Source organism: Alitibacter langaaensis DSM 22999 (genome assembly GCF_003096995.1).
Classification (GTDB): domain Bacteria; phylum Pseudomonadota; class Gammaproteobacteria; order Enterobacterales; family Pasteurellaceae; genus Exercitatus; species Exercitatus langaaensis.
Map to the genome: position 1 here is coordinate 1 of NZ_QENU01000018.1, position 26496 is coordinate 26496.

Here is a 26496-nt window from a genome sequence, read left to right on the forward strand (position 1 = left end):
CCAAGTAAATCTGCAGCTGAGCGAGCCGTGACTTCTAGCACAAAAAATTCAAGTAATTTTCTCTGTATAGATTTCTTTAGTTTACAATGAGTTATATTCATTTTTGTAGATTAGCATAGTACCTAATCTACGTCAGCCCCAAAACTTTTATCGAAACTTTCTCGGATTGTTCTTCATCAACGACAAGGATATTTTCATCTCAGCTTTATGCTATCTCGCTTAATAAGCGCCCAATGCCACTCTGCCGTTTGATCGGATTGCGCACCGCTCGTTGCCAAATTTCACGACTGCTGAACACCATTAAATTAGGTTTAGCGCGTGTTACCGCGGTATAAAGCAATTCTTTAGTTAGAATGGGTGAATATTCTGGCGGCAAGACAACCACTGTTTGTGCAAACTCAGAACCTTGCGATTTATGAATGGTCATTGCAAAGGCTAATTCATGAGTAGGAACACGATTGATCGACACGCTTTTAAAGCCATTTTCCCGCTCAAAATACACTCGATTGCCAATATATAGCCCGATATCGCCATTATATAACCCCACATTCACATCATTTTGGGTAACCATAATCGGCTTGCCATTAAACCAATCTCGGCTATATTTGAACTGAACCCACCCTTTTTGACGCAATTTCTCAGCAATCTTTTCATTCAGGCTTTCTACGCCAAAATCGCCCGCTCGAAGTGCGGTCAAATAACGCACAGAATTAAAGGTTGCAAAAATTGTCTTTAATTCCGCGTCTGTTGGCGTCGCATTTGTTTGCGTGGTATCAGCCAATTTAGCCAAATAAATTGCGTAATTTTCCACCGCACTTTGCAACAAATGTTGAAGGTAACGTTGACGATATGCCTGTTCATCACTGCTGTCATCGCAATCATATTCCACCAATGGAATGGATTGCGCAAGTAAATTCCAGCTCTGTTCCGCTTGCATAGCATTAATCTCTTTGGCAACCTGCCCCACAGGTGAATTGGAATCAAAACGCGTACTTTTTGTTAATAACGCTAAATGTTGGCGAATAGGCGGTGAAAATTCAGAAATTGGCACCACTGCCCCAGTCATTTGCTGTAATTTTGTGGCAAATTCGGCAGAATATCCGCTCTGGAAAAAGGTGCCAAGCTCCGCCAAAATCGCCCCAGCCTCGACCGAAGCTAGCTGATCTTTATCCCCCAATAAAATTAACCGCGCTTGTTCGGGCAAGGCGCGCAATAATTTCGCCATCATTGCTAAATCGATCATTGAGGCTTCATCAACGATTAACAGATCTAAGGGCAATGGATTTTGTTCATGAAAACGCACCGCATCTTTAAATGGACGAACACCTAGCAAGCGGTGCAAGGTTTCGCTTTCAGTGATAATTTGCTTACGCACTTCTTCGGGCAATGGCATTTGCGCTAAGCTATTGTCAATACTCTCTTTTAAGCGAGCGGCGGCTTTGCCAGTTGGCGCAGCAAGGCGAATACGCAACGGCGGCAATTTTTGTTGAAGTTGCCATTGTTGAATCGCAGCCAGTAAGCGTGCAACGGTGTAGGTTTTGCCTGTTCCTGGCCCACCTGCAATTAAAGTGAAAGGTTGTATTAATGCCGTGGCGACAGCAATTTTCTGCCAATCAATGTTTTCACGCTCTGGAAAATACTGATCTAAGATCTGTTTTATCTCGGGGAAAGACACCGAAATTTGCGATTTTTTGACCGCACTTTTGAAATAATTAACGACCGTTTGTTCATCTTGCCAAGCGCGATACAAATAAACTGCATTACCCTGTAACACAAAGGGCGCGGCTTTTTGTAATGGCTGGGTGGTAAAAGCGAGATGATTTTCCACCGCACTTTGCCATTGTGCCACTGGCAAATCTGCAATATTTTGCTTAATCGTTGCGAGCAAATGCACTTCTTCCGCTTTATAACCTAAACCAAAGGGATGACGCGCCACATCATTATCCAAGTATAAACAGCTATTTCCTTGCAAATAACTTTGGTGACAAAGTGCGGCTAGCAAAATTACCAATTCCTGTTGAGTAGGATCTTGGCTCACGCCTTGTGTTTTATCTGCGATCAATTTAGCAAAATAATAATCCGCCGCGGTAATCATATTTAATTCACGCAATTGCGCCAAAACATTAAGCATAGAATAATTTCTCCAAGGCTTGAATCAAGGCATAGCAAGGTTTGTCCGCAAAAACGCCAGTTTTTCCCGAACCATTCATTCCCCGCAAATAGGCATAGCGTACGCCACCGAAATCCTTCTCGTAATCATAGTTTGGCAATTTTTGCTGCAAATAGCGATGTAACGCTATGCTATAAATTAAATATTGCAAATCATAATGATGTTGCTGTATATCGGCGGCAAGGGCTTCTGGGCGGTAATCTGCCAAGGCATTTGATTTATAGTCCAAAAGATAATATTGCCCGTGATGACGATAAACCAAGTCAATGGCACCACGTACCATACCTTGAATTTCATCAAATTGGTAAGGCTGCTGATATAACGGATGATGCTGTTCTAAGGCGGCATTAAAGGCTTTCACATCAAAAGTGCGGTCAATTTTTAGCATAAATTGCATTTCTTTCAGCACATCTTGCGCAGGAAGTTCTGCCAATGCCACGCCGTCAATCGGTGTATGCAAAACCTGTGTTATCCAACGCTGCAATGCTTCGTTCCATTCATCCTCAAGCTGCAATTTATGGCAGGTTTCCGCAATTATTTGCGGATCGATTGGCTGATCGAATTGTTGCTTTTCAAACAGGCGGTGCAATGCCGTCCCTTGCATTCGACCACGGGGAAAATCTAATGGCGACAAACCTTGGCTAAATTCCACCCACAAAGCTTGATTTTCAACCGTAGTTTCTATGATTGAACGCCCATCGTCATCATCATTTTTAGTCATTTCCAATAAGCCACCTTGTTCATTGAGCGAGCGATAACGGGCTAATTTATTGCTATGCATTCGTTCAAGTGCGGTAAAACTGGTGATTCCCCAATTTTGCTCAATGGATTGAGTAAATTCTGCCGCGGCTATATTTTGTGAGTCCACTTTCAAATCTAGCTGGCGCAAATCTGAGCTTGCAGAAAGCGCGGATATTTGGCAGCTATTTTCACCCAGTTTTTGGTTAAGTTGCTTTTGAATTTGGCTCGCAAGATCTGCGCCATTTCGTTTGCCATCTATTTTCTTTTTCATACCAATTTCGCCGCGCGTCAGCACATAAAGCCAGCCATTCCAATCGGTAAACATTTGCGGCACAACAATGGAAAGATGATATTTTGCACGGGTCAACGCCACATAAATTAAGCGCATTTCTTCAGCGAATTGCTCTTTTTCAGACTCTTCCTTATGCTGTTCTTCAATATCCCACAAGGTTTCATCTTGTTCATTATGATAAGTGCTGATCTCATTATTGCGTCGATTGTCCCCAATATTTTTATGCAAAAATGGCAGCCACACCAAGCCATATTCCAAACCTTTGGATTTATGAATGGTCACAATTTTCACTAATTTCTGTTCCGATTCTAACCGCACTTGGCTTTCTCCCTGTTGAGACTCATCTCCGCCTTGCACTTGGCGTTCAAACCAGCGTAGCAGTGCCGCCTCACTTTCATTTAACGGCGCGGCTTGTTGTAACAATTCGGCTAAATGCAAAAGATCGGTTAAACGGCGTTCGCCATTGGGCAACGCTAATATTTTTTCAGGAATGCTCAATTCGGCGCTTTGTTCGCCTTTATCCAACAACAGTTGATATAACATCGGCAAAACACCTTGAAATTTCCACGTTCTGAAATAGCTTTCAAAACGCTCTGCCCAACGTTCAAGCAACGCTTCCGATTGTTTAATCTTCTGAATCTCTGCCGCACTCAAGGCATAAATACTGGTGGAAACCGCATTCAAAATGGCGTGTTCATTGGTGGCATTCAGGCAAGCGGACAAAATATGCACTAATTCTCGGGCGATTTCTGTGCAGAACACATCACTACGATCAGACAAATACACCGAAGCAATACCGCGCTTGCGTAACGCTTGCTGAATTTTCTCCGCCTGCGTGCCTGTGCGAACGAGCACCGCAATATCATCACTTTGTAGCGGCTTTTGTTTTCCGTCATCATCAAAAACTGCTAGATTTTTGTCCGCACTTTCAAGCCAATGCAAAATATTTTCTGCGCAACATTCTGCAATGTCGTCATCGCTGCTCCGCTCTTGCTCCACATAAAAATGCAAGGGCGCTTGCTTTTCGCCGTTTAAGACAAAGTGCGGTTGATTTTTGCCAGCTTTTACCGCATCAAATTGGATTTTGTCATAGAGAAAAGCCGTATCAAAATCGAGCAATTCATTGACGGCATGAATCAATTCTGGGGTGGAACGATAATTCTTATTTAAGGTAAAACGCTGTTCGCCCGCCATTTCTGCGGCTTTAAGATAAGTGAAAATATCCGCGCCGCGAAATTTATAAATCGCCTGCTTGGGATCGCCAATCATCATAAAACCACAATCGGGCTTGTTTACATAAATGTGGGAAAAAATCGCGTATTGTTGTTCATCGGTGTCTTGAAATTCATCAATCATCGCAAAAGGATATTGATGACGAATAAGATCGGCTAATTGTTCGCCGCTCTCCGAAGTTAATGCTTGTTTCAGCAAGCGCAGCAAATCGTTAAAGCCTTTTTGTATATGGCTTTCTTTGTGCGCATTTAAACGTTCATTTAAGACTTTGGCACAATGAAATAACAGCCACATTTTATCTTGCTGGATACTTTCGCTCGCGGTCTTAAAATATTCTTCCTGCTCTTCTAACCAGTCAAACAAATCGTGCTGAAACGCCTCAAATCCTTTTTTAAACGCACCGTCAATATAGCTTTTTGTGAAACACCAAAGTTCATTCGGCGGTATAAAATCGGTGCCAAAAGTGCACCAATGCTCAATTGCTGCCACTCGATTATCAAAATAAGGTCTTTTAAATTTATTTGCGTTAAGCCCTACGGATTCTTTTTCAAATTCATTTAAAAAAAGAGCCTTAATCTGAGCAAAATGCTGCTGCCACTGCGCTTTTACCTTATCACTCACTTCTCGCAATTCTCGTTGTTTTGCGCCAATTTCATTTTGTAAAAATTCTTGCAACGACATGGTTAATAAGTGCGGTCGATTTGACGCAAGTTTTGGTGTTTCCCCTGTTAAATAAGGTCTGAGCGTGTTTAATAAAACTGCGGGGGATTGCAAATGCTGAGCAATAAATTGCGCCACTTCTATGGGCTGCGGATAAAAATATTCACGCCAAAACGCATTGGTTAGCTGGGTCAAAAGCGTTGTTTCATTGGTCACTAACTCAAGATTAAAATGAATCCCCGAATTAACGGCGTATTGTTTTAAGGTGCGATGACAAAAACTATGAATGGTATAAATCGCTGCCAAATCCATATTTTGTTCCGCAAATTTAAGCTGCTGAATGGCGATATCCAGATCTAATTGCTCAAGATAACGTGCGGTTAGCGTTTCGGTTTCTGGATCTTGCACTAAAAAACGATTATCGCTGTCGGCAAAAATCGCCAGTTCTTTCGTTTTTTGATAGTCAATAAATTGATTTTTCGCCTGCTGAATCCGTTGGCGAATACGCGCTTTAAGTTCTTGGGTGGCGGCTTCCGTAAAGGTTACCACCAGAATTTCATTCACATTTAAAGGGCGTCCAAATTCATTTTCGCCAATGTTTAATAATAAGCGCAAATACAAAGACGCCATGGTGAACGTTTTGCCCGTTCCTGCTGAGGCTTCAATGAGAGTAACGGAAGTCAAGGGGGTTGAAATGGCTTGAAGTGCGGTCGTTTTTGACATAATTTTTAACAACAAAAAAGCTAGCGATAATGTCGCTAGCCTAGCATAAATAACGCTAAAATTTAATTAGAAATTGATGACTTTATCCGCCCATAATGTCCAAGCGGAGACATCATCTAAAGTCCCCACTGTCACACCGTCCACTAAGGGTAAATTTGTAATGCCGCGGGCTTTGGTGCAGCTTGTGCATAGTTTAGCTTCCGCGCCCAATCCCGTTAGCACTTCTAACGTCTGCTGCACGTTGTATCCGTCATTCGGATGCTGCCCCGCCAAACCAGCAAGAACAGAGTCGGAAAAGAAGAACGCTTTCACTTCCACTTCTTTGCCATATTCTTCCAAAAGATTCACGGCATAACGTAAACCATTAAATGTTTTTTCTGTGCCGTATGGTGATTCGTTGAAGATAAAAAGTAACTTTTGCATATATTTTCCTTTGATTTGACTGAGTGAGATGATTGAGTCAAGTGAACAAGTAAATTTTAATTGAAGGGCTTGCCAAAAGCTAAGCCCTTCTTTTATCAAGCTAAAAGTGCGGTCAAAATTTTCACTATTTTTTGAGTGAAATCTTATCCCACCCAAATAAATTTGATTAAGAATAAAATAGATACCACCCACACTGGCGCATTGATTTCACGGATTTTGCCTGTGCATGTTTTCATCACACAATAGCTGATGAAACCAAATGCGATGCCCTCGGTGATTGAATAAGTAAAAGGCATCATTGACGCGGTGATAAAGGCTGGCGTTGCTTCGGTTAAATCATCCCATTCCACTTTGATTAGGCTTGATGCCATTAAGATCCCCACATACACCAACGCCCCTGCAGTCGCATAAGCAGGCACTAAACCCGCCAATGGCGAAAGGAAAATGGTGAGTAAAAATAATAAACCGACAACCACGGCGACTAAACCAGTGCGACCGCCCACGGATACGCCTGCGCCACTTTCCACATAGGTAGAAATCGCTGATGTACCAATATATGAACCCGTTACTGCGCTGACACTATCAACAAACAACGCTTGACGCATTTTAGGGAAACGCCCCCGTTTATCGGTGAGTCCTGCTTTTTCAGTAACGCCGAGCAATGTGCCTGATGAGTCAAATAAATTCACGAGCAAGAAAGAGAAAATAATACCGAGTAATGCGGTATCTAATGCGCCCATAATATCCACTTTGCCCACAACGGCATCAAGGCTTGGTGGCATAGAAACCATGCCGTGGAATTGCACATTTGGATCAAAATTTAAGGCTAATACAGTGACGACCACAATCGACACTAATACGCCTGAATAGATATTGCGCGCAGCCAACACGGTAATAATAAAGAAACCTAGAATTCCCATTAGCACTTTCGGATCGTGCAATTCGCCAAGGGCAACTAAAGTCGCAGGATTTGCCACAACAACGCCCATATTTTTGAAACCAATTAAGGCGATAAACAAGCCAATCCCCGCGCCAATACCCACACGCAAGCCAAGCGGAATAGATGCCATCAGCCAGTAGCGAATTTGGAATAAGGTTAATAGGAATAAACCGATTGAACCCCAGAAAATAGCGCCCATGCCGATTTCCCACGAATAACCCAATTTTGCCACAACCACATAGGCAAAAAACGCATTCAAGCCCATGGCGGGCGCTAAGGCGATAGGTAAATTACTGAATATCCCCATTGCCATGGTGCCAAAGCCAGCAATCAGGCAGGTGGTCACAAACACCACTTGTTTATCCATACCTGCATCGCCCAAAATAGACGGGTTCACAAATACGATATACACCATGGTGAAAAAGGTGGTAATCCCCGCCACGATTTCGGTTTTCGTGGTGGTTTGTTTCTCATCGAACTTAAAAAAACGAGATAAAAAAGATTGTGATGACATTATTGGTTCCTTGCATCGAGTTAATTGCGAAAAAATTCTATCAAATTTAACAAAAACCCGCGACTGCTTTTTATCACTAAAGTGCGGTCAAAATTTTAATAATTTTTCTGAAAAACGTGGGGAATTTCTGCATAATTTTCTAGTCTAACCCCGCGTGCAAAATACGTTATCTTTGCACTAAAAATTTATTCTTTACGATAATTTACTGTCTATCAATTTAGATAACATTAACGAGAACATTGATATGAAAAAATGGATTTCTTTGACCGCACTTTTCATGACTGCAACTAGTTTAATCGCTTGTGTCCCTTTGGATGATGGATACTATCACTCTCATCATGATTATGATCGTGGTTTTAATCATCGAACAATGCACCATGAACAACATTCAGCTTGGGGGCATCATAAAATGAAACATGAAGAACGCAGCCATCATCGCTCAATACATCAGCAACAAATACAACAAAGAATGGAACACCAACAACATCAGGAACAGATAGAGCATCATCCCAATATGCAATCCCATAGAATAAATAGCTCAAGATTACAACACACGGAAATAAAACATCGTACACAAAGCGAAATCGACCAACGTGGACATTCGCGTTCAATTTTCTATCGCCATTAATTGAATAAAAAAGTTGACAGCATAGCGGGTAAACCGCAAACTATGTGATAGTTTTTAAGGAGATGTTTATGGCTATTAAAAATGTAAAAAAATTCGCATTCATTTTAGGTTCAGCATTATTATTGCAAGGTTGTGCTGCCGCATTATTAGGCGGCGCAGCGGTAGGTGGCAAAGTTGCCACAGACCCTCGTACTGCAGGCACACAAATTGATGATGAAACCTTAGAACTCAAAGTCTATGATGCGATCACCAAAGACGAACAAATTAAAGAAGAAGGACGCGTTGTTACAGTGGCTTATAGTGGACGTGTCTTATTAATCGGGCAAGTGCCAAACGACGTGGCAAAAGAAACAGCCACCAATCTTGCCAAAGGTGTAGATGGCGTCAGCGCTGATAACATTTATAATGAAATGAGCATTGGTTCGCCAATTAGCTTAACACAGCGTTCGCAAGACAGCTGGATCACCACCAAAGTGAAATCGAATATGTTGATAGATTCAGCAGTAAAAACCACTGATATCAAAGCCATTACAGAAGACGGCACCGTTTATTTAATGGGTAATGTTACCCAAGATCAAGCAGCGGCTGCAGCAAAAGTGGCAAGCGAAGTCTCTGGCGTTAAACGTGTGATGAAAGTATTTAAATACTTGAACTAATCTCAATCTAAGTGCGGTTAAAAAATTAAGAATTTTTGACCGCACTTTTTTGCTACGTTAAATCATCAAAATAGATAATCGATTCTCAGTTATTATAACAATTGTTGATTTTTTCAACTTTCTTGATAAAAATCATATTTTTTCTGCGTTATTGAATTTATTTTATCTCACAAAACGTGTATTCTATGGCGCGTTATGACTTTAATCGTTCATCGATGATGAACCCTTTCCACCCAACCCAAAGATAGGTTAATTTATGTCAAAATTAGTTCTCATCCTTAACTGCGGTAGCTCATCATTAAAATTTGCTATCTTAGATCCTGTATCTGGTGATGAAAAATTATCAGGTTTAGCAGAAGCATTTTATCTTCCTGAAGCACGTATTAAATGGAAATTACAAGGCGAAAAAGGTAATGCAGATCTAGGCGCAGGTGCAGCTCACAGTGAAGCATTAGACTTTATCGTAAATAAAATCTTCCCATTAGCACCGGAATTAAAAGAAGGTATTATGGCTATCGGTCACCGTATCGTTCACGGTGGCGAGAAATTCACATCTTCTGTGTTAATCAATGATGATGTTGTGAAAGGTATTGAAGAAGCGATCCAATTTGCGCCACTTCACAACCCTGCTCACTTAATCGGTATTAAAGAAGCATTCAAAATGTTCCCACATTTGAAAGATAAAAATGTGGCTGTTTTTGATACTGCATTCCACACCACAATGCCAGAAGAAGCTTATCTTTACGCACTTCCATATTCACTTTATAAAGAACATAGTGTTCGCCGTTATGGTGCGCATGGTACAAGCCACTACTTTGTTAGCCGCGAAGCTGCAAAACGTTTAGGCGTTGCGGAAGACAAAATCAACGTCATCACTTGCCACTTAGGTAATGGTGGTTCAGTTTCTGCAGTTCGTCACGGTGAATGTATTGATACGTCAATGGGATTAACGCCATTAGAAGGTTTAGTCATGGGGACTCGCTCAGGCGATATCGACCCGGCGATCGTGTTCTATATGCACGATACATTAGGTATGTCTGTGGATGAAATCAACACCACCTTAACCAAAAAATCAGGTCTTTTAGGCTTAACAGAAGTGACTAGCGACTGCCGTTTTGCAGAAGATAACTACGATAGTGAAGATGAATCATTACGCGTACCTGCTCGCCGAGCAATGGATGTTTACTGCTACCGTTTAGCAAAATACATCGGTTCATACATGGCGGTTATCGGTGAACGTTTAGACGCTATCGTCTTCACTGGTGGTATCGGCGAAAACTCTGCACATGTTCGTGAAATCACATTAAATCACTTAAAATTATTCGGTTACCAAATCGACAACGAGAAAAACTTAGCTGCTCGTTTCGGTAACGAAGGGGTGATTACCGCAGACAACACACCAGTTGCAATGGTAATCCCAACCAATGAAGAATTAGTGATTGCACAAGACACAGCGCGTCTTTGCATCTAATTAACTCAACGCTGCCGAATTTTTCGGCAGTTTTTATTTATGAAGAACTCAAAAGTGCGGTCAAAATTTTGCTATTTTTAACCGCACTTTGTAAGTTAGGTTAACTTGGTAAGCTGGGCTGATTTGCTCAACGACTTTATCCATTTTAATCGTTTGGTGAAAAAATAAATTCACCTACAAACATAGGAAAAAATATGGCTCATACAATTATTCTTACCCCAGTGAGTGCGGGTGTGGGTTTAACCAGCGTTAGTCTTGGTTTAATCCGTGCGCTTGAACAAAAAGGCGCTAAAATCGGTTTTATGAAACCCATTTCACAACCTGTTTCAGGCGAAGACAAAATTGACCGTACCACCTCAATCGTGCGTACATCTACTTCATTGGAAGCCGCTACTCCAGTTATGCTGAGCGAAGCGGAAACCTTAATTGGTAACAAACAAACAGACGTATTACTTGAAAAAATCGTCGCTAATTATCAAGAATTAGCCAAAAATAACGATATCATCGTTGTTGAAGGCTTAATTCCTACCCAAAAACACAGCTACGCAAACCGTGTAAACTTTGAAATTGCACAAGCACTTGATGCAGAAATCGTGTTAGTGGCAGCACCTGCAACTGAAACACCAGCTGAATTAAAAGAACGCGTAGAAGCGGCGGCATCATCATTTGGTGGAAAAGATAATCCAAATTTATTAGGTGTAGTGATCAATAAATTTAATGCACCAGTGGATGATTCTGGTCGTACTCGCCCTGATTTAACTGAGATTTTTGATTCATTCCAACACAGCCATAATAACCCAAGTGATGTTTATCGCTTATTCAAAAATAGCCCGATTAAAGTATTGGCTTGCATTCCTTGGTCGCAAGATTTAATCGCTACGCGTGCGATTGACTTAGTAAATCACTTAGGCGCAAGCATTATCAATGAAGGTGATGTGAAAACTCGCCGTATTCGCGGTATTACTTTCTGCGCACGTTCATTGCATCATATGGTTGAACATTTCCATACAGGTGATTTATTAGTTACTTCGGCAGATCGTCCTGATGTATTAGCGGCAGCTGCTTTGGTTTCTGATAACGGTATTGAGTTAGGCGGTGTATTGCTCACTGGTGGCTACAAAATTGACAGCGCATTCAGCAAATTATGCCAACGTTCATTTGAAAAAACTGGTCTTCCCGTTTTCCGTATTGAAGGCAACACATGGCAAACAGCATTAAGCTTACAAAGCTTTAATCTTGAAGTGCCAGTGGATGATAAAGAACGTATCGAAAGCATCAAACAATATACTAGCGAACAATTCGATCCAGAATTTATCCATCAATTAGTTGGCGGTTCAACACGAGTTCGCCGCTTATCTCCACCTGCATTCCGTTATCAATTAACCGAACTTGCGCGTGCAGCGAAAAAACGTATTGTACTTCCAGAAGGTGATGAACCGCGTACAATCAAAGCTGCTGCACTTTGTGCAGAACGCGGTATTGCAGAATGTGTATTATTGGCAAAACCTGAAGATGTTCAACGTGTTGCTAAAGCACAAGGTGTGACTTTAGGCAACGGTGTATCGATCATCGATCCAGAATCTGTTCGTGAAAACTATGTGGCTCGCCTTGTTGAATTGCGTAAAGCAAAAGGTATGACCGAAGCGGCGGCTCGTGAGCAATTAGAAGACACCGTTGTATTAGGTACAATGATGTTAGAAGCCAACGAGGTTGACGGTTTAGTTTCAGGTGCCGTTCACACCACTGCAAACACCATTCGCCCACCAATGCAAATTATCAAAACAGCACCAGGTAGCTCGATTGTTTCTTCAATCTTCTTTATGCTATTACCAGACCAAGTGCTTGTTTATGGTGACTGTGCGGTAAACCCAGATCCGACAGCAGAACAATTAGCGGAAATTGCGATTCAATCCGCAGATTCTGCCAAAGCATTCGGCGTAGATCCAAAAGTGGCGATGATTTCTTACTCTACTGGAACCTCTGGTGCAGGTGCTGATGTTGAGAAAGTGAAAGAAGCAACTCGCATTGCCAAAGAAAAACGCCCTGATTTACTCATAGATGGTCCGTTACAATATGACGCAGCGGTGATGGCAGATGTGGCAAAATCTAAAGCACCAAATTCACCAGTGGCTGGTAAAGCAACCGTGTTTGTCTTCCCAGATTTAAATACAGGTAATACAACCTATAAAGCGGTGCAACGCTCTGCTGATTTAGTGTCAATCGGCCCGATGCTGCAAGGTATGCGCAAACCAGTGAATGACTTATCACGCGGTGCATTAGTGGACGATATCGTTTACACTATCGCCTTAACTGCAATTCAAGCTACTCAAGCTTAATTGTAAAATTAATTGAATTTTAACCGCACTTTGAGCAAATCAAGTGCGGTTATTTTTTATCTTTTTTAGTGACAATAAAAAAGCCTTGAACTCTTATAATTCAAGGCTTTCTTTGTATCTATAAAATCTTATAGGTTTTCAATTTGGTGGAGCTGGCGGGAGTTGAACCCGCGTCCGAAATTACTCCATCTTCAGCACTACACGTTTAGTCTAGTCTTTAATTTCGCTTACCCCCAGCGGACAGACACGCAAGAAATAAACTAGCTTGATTCAATTTAGTGTTTCGATCTCCAAGCCGAAGCGTCCACACGATCTCGTTTGGGTTTGACTCCGCTTGATCCCCGTCTTACGAGCGGAAGCTAGGGAGCGAAGGCTATGAGCAGGTTATTAAGCTGCTAAAGCGTATTGTTCGTCGTTTGCGACTATTTTTTTGCGGTTTATTTACGAGGCCTACCGCACCTCGACGTGCACCTTGGACTTCGCTAATCCCGTCGAATCCAGAATCAGCCCCAAAAGTGCGGTCAGTTTAGCAAAAATTTATTCGAACACCAAGAACTTTGCTCTAAATCCACGACTAAACCCCACTTAATGCTTAACTATTAAGCAAAAATAATTTCCTTCTCGCCCGCTATTAAAGCGGAATTGATGAGAAAAACACTAATAAAATAGGTGGTGCAATATTCGTTACAAAGCCAAAACTAATGGCAAGTGGCACCACTTCCATACCGCCAGAACGCTGAATGATCGGCAATGTGCAATCCAGCGCTGTTGCGCCAGCAATGCCCACTGCAGTGGAACGATAACGAAACATAAAAAATGGAATGATAAATAAACTTAAAATTTCACGCACTAAATCGTTAAAAAACGCAATACTTCCAAAAACAGGCCCCCATGCATCATTGATCACCACACTCGAAAGCGAATACCAGCCTAACCCTGAAGAAATCGCCAAGCCTTGACTAATCGGCAAACTCAATGTGAGCGCAGAGAATATGCCGCCAATCAAGGAAGTTATAATCATAATGATCCCCGTATAAATCCCGCGTTTATTAAACAAAACTTCACGCAAGGAAATGCCATTATTGCGCAGCTGAATGCCCACAAAGAAAATTAAAACCACTAAAACATAGGTGCTCGCATTAGAGGGCAGCACAAACAGCCCTTGGCTAAAAAAGCCCACCATAAAGCCCAACAGCACCATTGAGCAGAGTTTTAGGCTATCAAATAATAATCGCAACCGTGGAGGCATATCTGAGCCTAATTGCTTTAATGGCGCGGGGTTTAGTTTGTCGTAAATCAATAACCCAAACAGATTACAAGCGATGATTAACACCGCAAATGTCAAGGCAGAAAAACCGATATTAGGCAATTTCGCTAAGACATCATCCAGTTGCCCCAAAGAGATTCCCATCACAAATAAAATCACATAAAGCAAGATCATCACAATGCGATTTACCGCACTCAGCAAGGCGCTTTGTCGGGTTTTAATCAAATATCCCAACACCATTGGCACAAGCACAATTAATAATCCTTCAAACATAACGCTCTCATTTCAAATAAAAGTGTGGTATTTTAGCTAAAAAATAATGGAACGACCAAATGTATTTACGCCAACTTGAAATTATGGGTTTTCGCGGCATCAAGCGTTTATCCATTCACTTACGCCCAAATATGCTATTAATCGGGGAAAATGCATGGGGGAAATCGAGCCTACTCGCCGCCCTTAGCCTTATTCTAAATGGCAAAAACAGCCTTTATCAATTCACTGCTGAAGACTTTCACCAATCTGATGAACAGCAGGATATCACGCTTCTTTTCACCTTTTCCGCGCGCGACAACAAAGAAGATAACGCAAAGCATAATCAAGATTTGCAATCGGTATTAGTGCCGAATGAAGATGGTTTAGAGCGAATTTATTTGCGCGTTTCTGGCGAAAAACAAAATGACAAAATCATCACCCACTACTCTTTCTTAAATGAACAAGGCGAGCAGATCGAGGAAAAAAGTGCGGTCAAAATTGCCAAAATTTTAATTAATCGTTATCCCATTTATCGTTTTCGTGATGCCTATCTTAATAAACAAAAACTTCATTCCACCACTACGCCACATCCAATTACTGACGGCGAATATAGTCGTGAATTTAATGCGATTATTACCCTGTTACAGCATTATTTTATGCAGACACCGTTGGAAGATCCCGTGTTTGATGCAACGATCTTATGGGACGATTTAAAACAACTTTGCGCAAAATTAAAACAAGATGAAAGTCGCCAGTTACAGCGACAATTTTTAGCATTATGGACTTCGCTCATCACTGCAGAGAATCATACAGAAAACCATACGGAAAACCACGCAGAAGCGTCCCATCTTGTTCACCCTATTTTGATTTTTGAAACGCCAGAAAGCCGTTTACACCCACGAATGGTGGCTATTTTGTGGGAACTCACCCAATATCTGCCTATTCAGCGTATTACCACCACCAATTCGGTGGAGCTCATTTCACAAGCCGCCTTGCGCGACATTTGCCGCCTTGTGCGTTATACGGATCGCACCCGCGCTTATCAATTAGCGCGTAACGATTTAGGCAAAGAAGATTTGCGCCGCCTCACCTTTCATGTTCACCATAATCGTAGCCTTGCACTTTTTGCGCGCACATGGATTCTCGTTGAAGGCGAAACCGAAGTTTGGATACTCAATGAATTAGCCGAATTATTAGGGGTTAATCTTGATACAGAAGGCGTTCGAATTGTAGAATTTGCCCAATCGGGTTTGCGCCCGCTGATTAAATATGCACAGGCAATGGGCATAGAGTGGTATGTTTTAACAGACGGCGATGAAGCGGGCAGAAAATATGCGGAAACAGTAAAAAGTTTGTTAGACACGCCAGAGAATTACAGTCAGCACATTACGCAATTGCCACGCTCGGATATTGAACACTTTTTCTACACCGAAGGATTTGAAGATCTTTTTATCCGACTTTCTCGTTGGGAGCCTCGAAATGGGCATTATCCAATGAATAAAATTATTCAACGCGCCATTCAACGTACATCAAAACCGGATTTAGCCATTGCCCTTTCCAATGAAATGAAAAATCGTGGCACACAATCCATTCCCCTATTGTTCAAAAAATTATTTTCAAAGGTGCTCACTTTAACTCGCACACAATAAACTATTTATTTATACAGTTAAATATGCTAAAGTGCGGTCAAAATTTTTTGACTTTTTGACCGCACTTTTATGGCTTCTCAATCTCTTCGCAAAATTATTCATATTGATATGGATTGTTTTTATGCCGCCGTTGAAATGCGCGAAAATCCATCACTCATTGGCAAACCCATTGCAGTGGGGGGGCGCGCAAACCAACGGGGCGTGTTGACAACCTGCAATTACGAAGCGCGAAAATTTGGCTGCCGCAGCGCAATGCCCACAGCGCAGGCATTAAAACTTTGCCCTAATTTAATTTTATTGCCTGTGCGTATGGAACTGTACAAATCGGTTTCTCAGCAAATTCATGCAATTTTTCGCCGTTACACCGAGATTATCGAACCGCTCTCCCTAGATGAAGCCTATTTAGACGTGACAGATTGCCAGCAATGTTCTGGATCTGCCACTTGGATCGCCCAAGAAATCCGCCAAGCGATTTTCAATGAGCTTCATCTCACAGCGTCTGCGGGCATTGCGCCGTTAAAATTTTTAGCCAAAATCGCCTCGGATCAAAATAAACCGAACGGGCAATTTGTGATCAGCCCTGATGAAGTGAAGGAATTTGTTCGCACCTTGCCTTTGCATAAAATCCCTGGCGTGGGCAAAGTTACCAATCAACATTTGCTGAAAATGGGGCTACAAACCTGTGCTGATGTACAAAAATTGAGCTTGCCGATTTTGTTAAATCAATTTGGTAAATTTGGCAAACGTATTTGGGATTTTAGCCATGGCATAGACGAACGCCCTGTTCAGGCGCACCGTGAGCGCAAATCTATCGGCGTTGAGCGAACTTTGCATTACAATATCACCACACTAGAGCAAGCAAAGGAAATCTTGCCTGTGCTCTATCAAGAACTGGAACGCCGCACATTACGCAACAAACCCGATATCCCATTAAACCAATACCAAAAAATGGGCGTGAAACTTAAATTTGATAACTTCCAAGTTACCACCTTAGAGAAAAGTGCGGTCAAATTTCAGTATGAAACCTTTGTCTCGCTATTAGAACAAATATGGCAACGTTGCCAAGATCGTTCAATACGTTTACTTGGCGTGCAAGTGAATATTCCAGAGCAAATAGCAAAACAAAGGGAATTGTGGTAATAAAAAACGCATTTATAAAAATGCGTTTTTTCTTTATGATTGTTTCGTTATTTTTGTGCGTTATTTTTTGACTTTGTCATTGCGCTGGTTGGCAATGTTGTCCAAGTAGTCAAGACTAATATCGCCTGTGACATATTGCCCTGTAAATACTGATGTATCAAACTCGCGAATATGCGGGTTTTCTTGTTGGATTGAAATTTCAAGCGAGGCAAGATCTTGGAAAATCAATTTATCTACGCCAATTAATTGAGCAATTTCATCTACTTCACGACCATAAGCGATCAATTCGTGTTTTGTTGGCATATCTATGCCATACACATTGGGATAACGAATTTCTGGCGCAGCAGAAGCAAAGTAAATTTTATTTGCCCCTGCTGTGCGTGCCATATCAACAATTTGTTCAGACGTGGTGCCGCGCACGATAGAATCATCCACGAGCAATACATTTTTACCTTTAAATTCAGAAGAAATGGTATTTAATTTGCGGCGTACAGCGCTCACACGTTGAGTTTGACCTGGCATAATGAAAGTGCGGCCAACATAACGATTTTTTACGAAACCTTGGCGATACGGCACACCTAATACGGTGGCAATGCGCAATGCAATATCATTTGAGGTTTCTGGAACAGGGATAACCACATCAATATCCAAATCTTTCCATTCTCGCGCAATTTTCTGCCCTAAGCGTTCGCCCATATGCACACGTGCGGCATAAACAGACACACCGTCAATCGTTGAGTCTGGACGAGAAAAATACACATATTCAAAAATACAAGGCGTTAATTTAGGGTTATCCGCACAAATTTCTGAATAAAGTTCACCGTCAAAGGTCACATAAATTGCTTCGCCAGGTTGAACATCTCGCACAAACTCGAAACCTGCAGTATCGAGAGCCACCGTTTCAGAGGCAAACATATATTCCGTTTTCCCCTGCTCTTCACGTTTTCCAAATACTAATGGGCGAATGCCGTTAGGATCACGAAATGCCACCAAACCGTGATCAATAATCATCGCGACACAAGCATAGGCACCGCGAATATCTTTATTGGTTGCACGAATGGCGGCGAAAATATCTTCAGGCGTTAATGCGTGTTTATGGATTTGATCAATATGATATGCAAGGATGTTGAGTAGAGCTTCGGAATCGGATTTAGTATTAATATGGCGGCGGGCAACATTGAACAGTTTTTCTTTTAGTTCTTCGGAGTTTGTTAAATTGCCATTGTGAACCAAAGTAATGCCATAGGGCGAATTAACATAAAAGGGCTGAGCTTCAAATTCACTGGAACTGCCAGCCGTTGGATAACGCACATGCCCTAAACCCGCATTACCACGCAACCGTTCCATATGCACTTGCTGGAACACATCTGTCACTAAACCGTTCGCTTTACGCAGATGAAAGCAATGCTTTTCATCGACAGTCACAATCCCTGCAGCATCTTGCCCACGATGTTGCAACACCATTAACGCATCATAAATCGATTGATTTACAGGAGATTGACTCACAATTCCAACAATACCACACATTTGGCAATCCTCTTATTTAGTCGTAGGTAAACTTAAAAAACTTGAATTCGCTTGCATTTGCTCAAAGAACCATTGCTCAATAAAGGCAAAATGCGGAATTAATTTAGATGTTTTCCACATTTCATTTTGATTGAAATTGGTGAAGGTATCCACAAAGAACAAAATGGCAGCCACAATTAACACACCACGCAAGAAACCAAAACAAGTGCCTAACACACGATCTGTGCCAGAAAGTCCTGTTTTATCAACAAGTTGACCAATCACATAATTAACCACAGCCCCCACGATCAAGGTGAGAATAAACAAGATCCCTATTGCAGCACCGTTACGAATATATTCAGATTCAATTTGAGTCAATAAATTGGCGAGATAAGGATAGAATTGGCTGGCGACAATAAATGCCACAACCCAACTTGCTAGAGACATCACTTCACGCACGAAACCGCGTAGTAAACTCACGACAATAGAAAAAATAATAATGGCGATGATAATATAATCAATCATGCAAAAATTCCGAAGTAACAAAAAAGAATTGCCCTATTCTACAAAAAAAGTAACCGTTTGCGTAGGGGTAAAATAAAATAATCGCGCGAAAATAAACTTCGCTTAAAGTTCATCCCAAAATTCGCGCCCTAAATGCTGATCCGCTTTTTGCAATAATTCCGCCAGATCTTGATAGGTTGGCTTTTCTATTGGGGGCAATGCCACTTGCTTTTGTGCTAATTGTTGAGAAATTTGGGCAAATTTGACCGCACTTTGCGCTGGCAAGGGCGTTTGCGCCCGTTTGCCTAGCCAATACAAACCTTGAAACGGAATACAAAGTGCAAAAAGTGCGGTCAAAATCGCTAAAGAAAAAGCCACATCATTATGCTTTGCACAAATTTGTTGCCATACAATAGAAAATACCGCAATAAACGGCATCAATTTTTGAGAAAATTTTGTCGCTTTAATCACGCGACTTTCAGGAAAAATCGCCGCAAGCTTGGGGTGAGATAACCAACTGTCCGCGTATTTTTGCCCTTTTTTTAACAGAGAAAAGAAACCCATATTATCCTTAAAACAAAACTCGCCATTAAGGCGAGCCGAATACTAAAGTTTGTCTAACATACCCAATACCATCTGCGATGACATTTTTGCCGCCAAAGGTAAAAACTCATCGAAAGACATACTGGCTTCGCCATCGCCCGCATCAGAAATAGCACGAACCACCACAAAGGGCACGCCAAAGGCATGGCAAACATGGGCAATGGCGGCAGCTTCCATTTCCACAGCGGTAACATCAGGGAAATCCGCTTTAATTTGCGCTAGACGCTCACCACCTGCAATAAAACTATCGCCCGAACAAATCAAACCATATTTCACATTATGCCCTTGCGCAGCTGCCACTTGTTCAGCAAGTGCGGTCAATTTTTCATCTGATTTAAACTTTTCAGGGCAAGCAGGCAACTGCCCTTTTGCATAACCAAATGCTGTTACATCGGCATCGTGATAAGCCGTTTGTTGAGAGATAACAATATCCCCAATGTTCAAGCCAGCCACCACACCGCCTGCGGATCCTGTGTTGATCACCACATCGGGTTTGGCACATTGTAACAACGCGGTAGTGCCCATTGCGGCCGCGACTTTGCCGATTCCCGATTGCAATAATGCCACGGGTTTGCCGTGAATTTTTCCCTCAAAAATGACCGCACATCCCACCTTTAATTCTGTTTTGTCGGTCATTAAATTTGCTAAAATTTCCACTTCTTGCGCCATCGCGCCTACAATACCAATTTTCATAGTTTTCCTAGTGTGTTGGGTGCATTTCTGCATCAATTTTTTGAATCAAGAAATCTAACACCGCAAAGGTGTAGTCGTCGCTGTAAAGCGTGCTATTCGTTAGCACATATTTTCCATTTATCACGACAAAAGGATAGGTAAATACCCCATATTTTTCTGTCATTTCAATGCTTTGTTGCACGGCAAGATTGATTTCATCCGAGTCATACATTTCTTTAAATGTGCGTCCATCGACTCCTTTTTTCTCGAGCCAATTGGTGAGAGAACCCATTTTTGATAATTTTCGATATTCCCGTTCGTCCATAGTTTCAAACATCAGCGAATCGGATACATCAGCTCGCCCCACCGCCTGCAACGCATAAAAAGTGCGGGCAGAAAATTGATTATTTTTGAGCGCAATGGGATATTCCAAATAAAGCACGTGGCTCACATTGATTTGCACATAAAGCTCTAACAAATCTTGTACGCGAGAACAGTTGCGGCAATCGTAATCGAAAAAGGATTGAATAATAATTTTGCCGTCCGTTTTTTCATCAACTTCAATTGGTTCACTATAAGAGAAATAATCTTTGCCTTCTTCAAAGGTTTGGGTATTTTTTTCAGGAATAGCAATGCCTGTACTTTCTGCGGCGAAAGCACTGGGGATCAAGCAAAATAAACAGAAAAAATACCAATATTTCATTATGTTACAGGTTCTATATAGTCCACTAATAACTGTACATCACGATTGCCACGAAATTCATTTATATCCAATTTATAGACCAATTTCGCGATGTGAATGGATTGATCGGGATAATAGCGAGTATCAATGTTAAAGGCAATGGCATCTAACAGTTGTCCGCCCTGTTCTGGCTCTAACAACATTTTTAAATGACGCTCGCCGACTAAACGTTGCTGCAAAATTTTGAATTTGCCGTCAAACACAGGCTCAGGGAAGGCTTGCCCCCAAGGGCCTGCCGTGCGCAATCGTTCAGCGGTTTCGACTGTCATTTGCTTTGCAGCCAATTCGCCATCTGTCCATATTGTGCCTTGAAGTTTATCCTTGCCTAGCCATTCCGTCACAATTTCATTAAATGCGCTCTGGAATTGCTCAAACAACTCAGCCTGAATACTTAATCCCGCCGCCATAGCATGGCCGCCGAATTTCAAAATCATATTGGGATAGCGTTGATGGATCTGCTCTAAGGCATCACGCATATGTAGCCCTTCAATCGAACGTGCCGAGCCTTTTAAGATATTTTCGCCATCTTGGGCAAAAGCCACCACGGGGCGATGAAATTGATCTTTGATACGCGAGGCTAAAATGCCCAATACACCTTGATGCCAATCCGCCTGATATAACGCCAGCCCCAATGGAAGTTGCGCATTTTCGCCTTGAAGTGCGGTCAATTTTCGGCAAATTTCGAGCGCTTCGAGTTTCATGCCTTGTTCAATTTCTTTGCGCGTTTGGTTTAGTTCGTCTAGCTCTAATGCCAATGCTCGCGCCGTTTCCATGGTTTCCGCAAGCAGCAGTTCCACGCCAATGGACATATTATCTAACCGCCCCGCGGCATTTAAACGCGGTGCAATAGAAAAACCTAAATCACTGGCTGCCAGTTTGCTAATATCTCGATTTGCCACTTCAACCAATGCACGAATCCCACAACGGCAATGAGATGCTTTGATCCGTGCAAGCCCTTGATAAGCCAAAATACGATTATTTTGATCTAAAGGCACAACATCGGCAATGGTTCCCAATGCCACTAAATCCAATAATGCGGTGAAATTCGGTTGGCTTTTCGCATCAAACACGCCCATTTCGCGCAATTTAGTGCGTAATGCGAGCATCACATAAAAAGCAACACCGACCCCCGCTAAAGATTTTGAAGGAAAAGCACAATCCGTTAAATTTGGGTTCACAATGGCATCGGCATTAGGCAACTGTTCGGGCGGTAAATGGTGATCGGTCACGATAACCTGAACGCCCTTGTTTTTCAGATAAGCCACGCCCTCTAAAGAGGATATTCCGTTATCAACCGTGATCAACAACTCTACCCCACGTTCTAACGCCATTTCAGCCACAGGTACACTCAAGCCATAACCTTGTTCAAAACGATTAGGAATTAAATAATTCACATCGGTAAAACCAAGCTGGCGCAAAGCGCTGACGCTAAGCGCGGTACTGGTTGCGCCATCAGCATCAAAATCGCCCACGATGATGATTTTTTTGTCACGAGAAACGGCTAAAATTTCCACCGCACTTTCAATGCCTTTTAACAAAAAAGGCGAATGCATCGCTTGCAAAGTGCGGTCTAATTCTGCTTTATTTTGAATATGGCGAGAACGATATAGACGATCAAGTAAAGGATCGTCATGCACAGGTGTGCCGCTAGGGATATAGCGGCGTTGGATAAGTTTATTCACTGGTTACAACTTCACATCAAATAGAAAAAACACATTAAAAACAAGGCGATTATGCGTTCAAACCATTAATTTTCTAATGCGGCTAAAAGCTCTTTAGGCGGCAGATAACCACCGATTAATTCGCCACTGGATGTCACAATAGTTGGTGTTCCACGCACGCCTAATTGGATGCCGAGCTCATAATGTTTTTTCACGATATTTGGTGTTTTAAGCTGTTTAGGTAAATTGCCTTGTTCAGCGTCATTTAAGGCTTGAGCACTATTTTTAGCGGTGAAAATCGCCTCCATTTGCTCTGCGGTTTGGTCCATGCCTTTGCGCGGGAAAGCAAGATAACGCACGGTAATCCCTAAATCATTATATTCTTTCATTTGCTCGTGGAGTTTATGGCAATAATAACAAGTGATGTCCATAAATACCGTAACCACATATTTTTCTTGCTTGGCTGGATAAACAATCATTTCATTTTTATAGCTTTCCAAGGTGCCCATTAATGCTTTGGCTGAAACATCAACCGCGCCTTGCTGGGTTAATTCAAATAATTTCCCTTGCAACACATATTTGCCATCTTCTGAGGCATACAAAATGCCCTGATCCGTCACCGCCGTTTTGATGCCTTTAATTGGCGAAGGCTTAACTTCGACTTTTGATGCACCAAGACTTTTTAAACTATTAATAATTGCCGCATCATCTGCAATCGCGCTAAATGATATCGCTGCGGCAGACAATGAAAGTGCGGTCAAAATTTTCTTCATTTTTTGTTCCTAAATAATGATAAAAGAATATAAACGACCAAATTATAAAGGGATTGTTTTAGAGTGCAAGCATAGAATGATAGCCCTACTCGATTTCAATGATAAATCTAGTAGAAAAAAAACCTAAAAACGCCTATAATCAGCGCTTATTTTTCACTGATAAAACAAAGAAATGTTTGAAATTAACCCAGTAAAAAACAAAATTGCCGATCTTTCTGAGCGCACCAATGTGCTTAGGGGGTATCTTTGACTTCGACGCCAAGGTTGAGCGTTTAGAAGAAGTAAATGCGGAATTGGAACAGCCCGATGTATGGAATGAACCTGAAAAAGCACAGGCTTTAGGTAAAGAACGTTCTTCGCTCGAGGCGGTTGTGGATACAATCAAGAAGCTAGATCAAGGTTTAGAAGATGTTGATGGTTTGTTAGAACTTGCCATTGAAGGCGAAGATGAAGAAACCTTCAATGAAGCGGTGGCAGAACTTGACGAACTGGAACAAGGTTTAGAAAAATTAGAATTTCGCCGAATGTTCAGTGGTGAACACGATGCTTGCGATTGCTATGTAGATTTACAAGCAGGCTCAGGCGGCACAGAAGCACAAGACTGGACAGAAATGCTGCTGCGTATGTATCTCCGTTGGGCGGAAAGCAAAGGGTTCAAAACCGAATTAATGGAAGTTTCAGACGGCGATGTAGCAGGATTAAAATCAGCGACAATTAAAGTGTCAGGCGAATACGCATTCGGTTGGTTGCGCACAGAAACGGGAATCCATCGCTTAGTGCGCAAAAGCCCATTTGATAGCAATAATCGCCGCCACACCTCTTTTGCCGCGGCGTTTATCTATCCTGAAATTGATGATGATATTGATATCGAAATCAATCCCGCTGATTTACGCATTGATGTTTATCGCGCGTCAGGGGCTGGCGGTCAGCACGTTAACCGAACCGAAAGTGCGGTGCGAATTACTCATATTCCAAGTGGCATCGTAGTGCAATGCCAAAACGATCGCTCTCAACATAAAAACAAAGATCAATGTATGAAACAGTTGAAAGCGAAACTCTATGAAATGGAATTACAAAAGAAAAATGCGGATAAACAAGCATTAGAAGATTCTAAATCAGATATCGGTTGGGGGAGCCAAATTCGCTCTTATGTGTTAGACGATTCCCGCATTAAGGATTTACGCACAGGCGTAGAAAATCGCAATACTCAAGCGGTGCTTGACGGAGATTTAGATCGTTTTATCGAAGCAAGCCTAAAAGCAGGTTTGTAATCACAATTTTGCAAAGATGGCTCACATCGCCTCTGCAATAATTTTCAATATAATTTAAGGTAACAACATGTCAGAACAACAAACTCAAGAATTAGATTTTAACGGTGAAATGTTAGCGCGCCGTGAGAAATTAGCTAAATTACGCGAACAAGGCAATCCTTTCCCGAATACTTTCCGCCGTGATGCTTATGCAGAAAAATTACACGCACAATATGATGAAGTCGCGGGCGAAGCGTTAAAAGAACAGGATATTCAAGTAAAAGTCGCTGGTCGTATTATGCTTAAACGTGTGATGGGCAAGGCATCTTTCTTTACGATTCAAGATGTTAGCGGTCAAATCCAGCTTTATATCGCTCGTGATAACTTGGCGGAAGGCGTATATGCCGATAAAGTCAGTATGTGGGATTTGGGCGATATTGTGGGCGTTTCTGGTGCGCTTTTCAAAACTAAAACAGGCGAACTCACAGTTCGTTGTTCTGAAGTGGAATTATTAACCAAATCACTACGCCCATTGCCAAACAAAGTGCAAGGCTTAACTGACCAAGAAACCCGTTATCGTCAACGTTATTTAGATTTAATTTCTAACGAAGATTCTCGCCGCACCTTTATGATCCGCTCAAAAGTGGTTTCAGGGATTCGTCAATTCTTCTTAGAAAAAGACTTCATTGAAGTGGAAACTCCGATGTTACAAGTGATTCCAGGCGGCGCGGCGGCAAAACCATTCATTACTCACCACAATGCGTTAGATGTGGATATGTATCTCCGCATAGCCCCAGAACTTTACTTAAAACGTTTAGTAGTCGGTGGCTTTGAGCGCGTGTTTGAATTAAACCGTAACTTCCGTAATGAAGGCGTTTCTGTACGTCATAATCCAGAATTTACCATGATCGAATACTATCAAGCCTATGCGGATTATCACGATTTAATGGATAATACCGAAGAATTATTACGCAAATTAGCGATTGATATTCTTGGCACCACCACCGTTCCTTACGGCGAATACGAATTTAATTTTGGCAAACCATTTGAACGCATCACCATGCACGATGCCATTGTGAAATACGGCAACGGCATTAAACGTGAAGATTTAGACAACTTCGAAAAATCAGTGGAAATTGCTAAAGGTTTAGGCATCGAGATCCAAAAATCTTGGGGCTTAGGTTCTGTGGTAAACGCGATTTTTGAAGAAGTGGCAGAACACCAATTAATTCAGCCGACATTCTTAATGGCGCACCCTGCGGAAATTTCGCCGCTTGCACGCCGTAATGATGAAAATCCAGAAGTAACAGACCGTTTTGAACTCTTTATCGGCGGCCGTGAAATTGGTAACGGCTTCTCAGAATTAAATGATGCAGAAGACCAAGCAGAACGTTTTGATGCACAAGTTGCCGCTAAAGATGCGGGCGATGATGAAGCGATGTTTAAAGATGAAGACTTCGTGGTGGCATTAGAACACGGTTTACCACCAACTGCAGGCGAAGGTTTGGGTATTGACCGTTTGGCGATGATTTTTGCTAATGCACCGTCAATTCGTGATGTGATTTTATTCCCAGCAATGCGTCATAAATAATTTGGGGCTGACGTAGATTAGCCCTAAATTTCACACCATTTTCGCAATGTTTTTAGCTGCATTTTGGGTGTTCCAAAGTTAAACCGAAATTCACATTCC

General features: G+C 41.9%; 20 protein-coding genes, 1 other RNA gene and 2 pseudogenes. 8 read left to right on the plus strand and 15 right to left on the minus strand.

Going from position 1 to position 26496, the window contains the following annotated elements:
- The 5 genes and pseudogenes from C8D76_RS08910 to C8D76_RS08930 all read right to left on the minus strand — a co-directional run.
- Window positions 1-101: pseudogene (locus C8D76_RS08910) on the minus strand (IS1595 family transposase); the annotation flags it as partial.
- Between the two features lie 104 nt (window positions 102-205).
- Window positions 206-2131 (minus strand): exodeoxyribonuclease V subunit alpha, encoded by a 1926-nt coding sequence (gene recD, locus C8D76_RS08915; RefSeq protein ID WP_116632435.1) that lies wholly within the window; start codon window positions 2129-2131, stop codon window positions 206-208.
- Window positions 2124-5819 carry an exodeoxyribonuclease V subunit beta gene (recB, locus tag C8D76_RS08920; RefSeq protein WP_116632436.1) on the minus strand — a complete coding sequence of 1232 codons (3696 nt, stop codon included), beginning with the start codon at window positions 5817-5819 and terminating at the stop codon, window positions 2124-2126. Before recB ends, recD begins: the two co-directional genes overlap by 8 nt.
- 66 nt (window positions 5820-5885) lie before the next feature.
- Window positions 5886-6242 carry a DsrE/DsrF/TusD sulfur relay family protein gene (locus C8D76_RS08925; protein ID WP_116632437.1) on the minus strand — a complete coding sequence of 119 codons (357 nt, stop codon included), beginning with the start codon at window positions 6240-6242 and terminating at the stop codon, window positions 5886-5888.
- Window positions 6243-6385: 143 nt separating this feature from the next.
- Window positions 6386-7696 (minus strand): NCS2 family permease, encoded by a 1311-nt coding sequence (locus tag C8D76_RS08930; protein WP_116632438.1) that lies wholly within the window; start codon window positions 7694-7696, stop codon window positions 6386-6388.
- A 244-nt stretch (window positions 7697-7940) separates the two neighbouring features.
- Between C8D76_RS08930 and C8D76_RS08935 the strand changes: the two genes are divergently transcribed.
- The 4 genes from C8D76_RS08935 (at window position 7941) to pta (ending at window position 12787) form a co-directional block, all read left to right on the plus strand.
- Window positions 7941-8324, plus strand: a complete 384-nt coding sequence (locus C8D76_RS08935) for a hypothetical protein (RefSeq protein WP_116632439.1) — start codon at window positions 7941-7943, stop codon at window positions 8322-8324.
- Between the two features lie 68 nt (window positions 8325-8392).
- Entirely contained in the window at window positions 8393-8980 is a 588-nt protein-coding gene (dolP, locus tag C8D76_RS08940; protein ID WP_116632440.1) for a division/outer membrane stress-associated lipid-binding lipoprotein, read from the plus strand.
- A gap of 256 nt (window positions 8981-9236) precedes the next feature.
- Window positions 9237-10451 carry an acetate kinase gene (locus C8D76_RS08945; RefSeq protein ID WP_116632441.1) on the plus strand — a complete coding sequence of 405 codons (1215 nt, stop codon included), beginning with the start codon at window positions 9237-9239 and terminating at the stop codon, window positions 10449-10451.
- Window positions 10452-10645: 194 nt separating this feature from the next.
- Entirely contained in the window at window positions 10646-12787 is a 2142-nt protein-coding gene (gene pta, locus C8D76_RS08950; RefSeq protein WP_116632442.1) for a phosphate acetyltransferase, read from the plus strand.
- A 144-nt stretch (window positions 12788-12931) separates the two neighbouring features.
- Here pta and ssrA read toward each other — a convergent pair.
- Window positions 12932-13298, minus strand: a transfer-messenger RNA (tmRNA) gene (gene ssrA, locus C8D76_RS08955).
- A gap of 120 nt (window positions 13299-13418) precedes the next feature.
- Window positions 13419-14327, minus strand: a complete 909-nt coding sequence (locus tag C8D76_RS08960) for a LysO family transporter (RefSeq protein WP_116632443.1) — start codon at window positions 14325-14327, stop codon at window positions 13419-13421.
- Between the two features lie 59 nt (window positions 14328-14386).
- On the opposite strand from C8D76_RS08960, the gene C8D76_RS08965 reads away from it, so the two are divergent.
- Together C8D76_RS08965 and dinB are read left to right on the plus strand one after the other, a co-directional pair.
- Complete coding sequence (locus tag C8D76_RS08965; protein WP_116632444.1) at window positions 14387-15955, plus strand: DUF2813 domain-containing protein; 1569 nt, start codon at window positions 14387-14389, stop codon at window positions 15953-15955.
- Window positions 15956-16024: 69 nt separating this feature from the next.
- Window positions 16025-17095 (plus strand): DNA polymerase IV, encoded by a 1071-nt coding sequence (gene dinB, locus C8D76_RS08970; protein WP_116632445.1) that lies wholly within the window; start codon window positions 16025-16027, stop codon window positions 17093-17095.
- Between the two features lie 60 nt (window positions 17096-17155).
- On the opposite strand, the gene purF is transcribed toward dinB, so the two are convergent.
- The 7 genes from purF to dsbC all read right to left on the minus strand — a co-directional run bounded on the left by purF (window position 17156) and on the right by dsbC (window position 23556).
- On the minus strand, window positions 17156-18622 hold the full coding sequence (purF, locus tag C8D76_RS08975) for an amidophosphoribosyltransferase (protein ID WP_116632446.1): 1467 nt from the start codon (window positions 18620-18622) through the stop codon (window positions 17156-17158).
- Between the two features lie 12 nt (window positions 18623-18634).
- The gene (locus C8D76_RS08980) at window positions 18635-19126 is read right to left on the minus strand and encodes a CvpA family protein (RefSeq protein WP_116632447.1); all 492 of its coding nucleotides are present in this window, start codon (window positions 19124-19126) and stop codon (window positions 18635-18637) included.
- A 102-nt stretch (window positions 19127-19228) separates the two neighbouring features.
- Window positions 19229-19669 (minus strand): terminus macrodomain insulation protein YfbV, encoded by a 441-nt coding sequence (gene yfbV / locus C8D76_RS08985; protein ID WP_116632448.1) that lies wholly within the window; start codon window positions 19667-19669, stop codon window positions 19229-19231.
- 42 nt (window positions 19670-19711) lie between these two features.
- A complete protein-coding gene (locus tag C8D76_RS08990; RefSeq protein ID WP_116632449.1) occupies window positions 19712-20401 on the minus strand; it encodes a 5'-methylthioadenosine/adenosylhomocysteine nucleosidase in 690 nt (229 codons plus the stop codon).
- Between the two features lie 7 nt (window positions 20402-20408).
- A complete protein-coding gene (locus C8D76_RS08995; RefSeq protein ID WP_243405836.1) occupies window positions 20409-21083 on the minus strand; it encodes a thiol:disulfide interchange protein DsbA/DsbL in 675 nt (224 codons plus the stop codon).
- Window positions 21083-22804, minus strand: coding sequence for a single-stranded-DNA-specific exonuclease RecJ (recJ, locus tag C8D76_RS09000; protein WP_116632451.1), 1722 nt, complete (start codon window positions 22802-22804; stop codon window positions 21083-21085). The genes C8D76_RS08995 and recJ overlap by 1 nt, the downstream gene beginning before the upstream one ends.
- Before the next feature lie 65 nt (window positions 22805-22869).
- Complete coding sequence (dsbC, locus tag C8D76_RS09005) at window positions 22870-23556, minus strand: bifunctional protein-disulfide isomerase/oxidoreductase DsbC (protein ID WP_116632452.1); 687 nt, start codon at window positions 23554-23556, stop codon at window positions 22870-22872.
- 172 nt (window positions 23557-23728) lie between these two features.
- Between dsbC and prfB the strand changes: the two genes are divergently transcribed.
- Window positions 23729-24827, plus strand: a protein-coding gene (gene prfB / locus C8D76_RS09010; RefSeq protein ID WP_116632453.1) for a peptide chain release factor 2 whose coding sequence is annotated in 2 segments (ribosomal slippage) — window positions 23729-23803 and window positions 23805-24827 — 1098 coding nt in all. Because the reading frame shifts where the segments join, the coding sequence is not laid out codon by codon here.
- 67 nt (window positions 24828-24894) lie between these two features.
- The gene (gene lysS, locus C8D76_RS09015; protein WP_116632454.1) at window positions 24895-26397 is read left to right on the plus strand and encodes a lysine--tRNA ligase; all 1503 of its coding nucleotides are present in this window, start codon (window positions 24895-24897) and stop codon (window positions 26395-26397) included.
- A 23-nt stretch (window positions 26398-26420) separates the two neighbouring features.
- Here lysS and C8D76_RS09020 read toward each other — a convergent pair.
- Window positions 26421-26496 (minus strand): annotated as a pseudogene (locus tag C8D76_RS09020) (IS1595 family transposase); the annotation flags it as partial.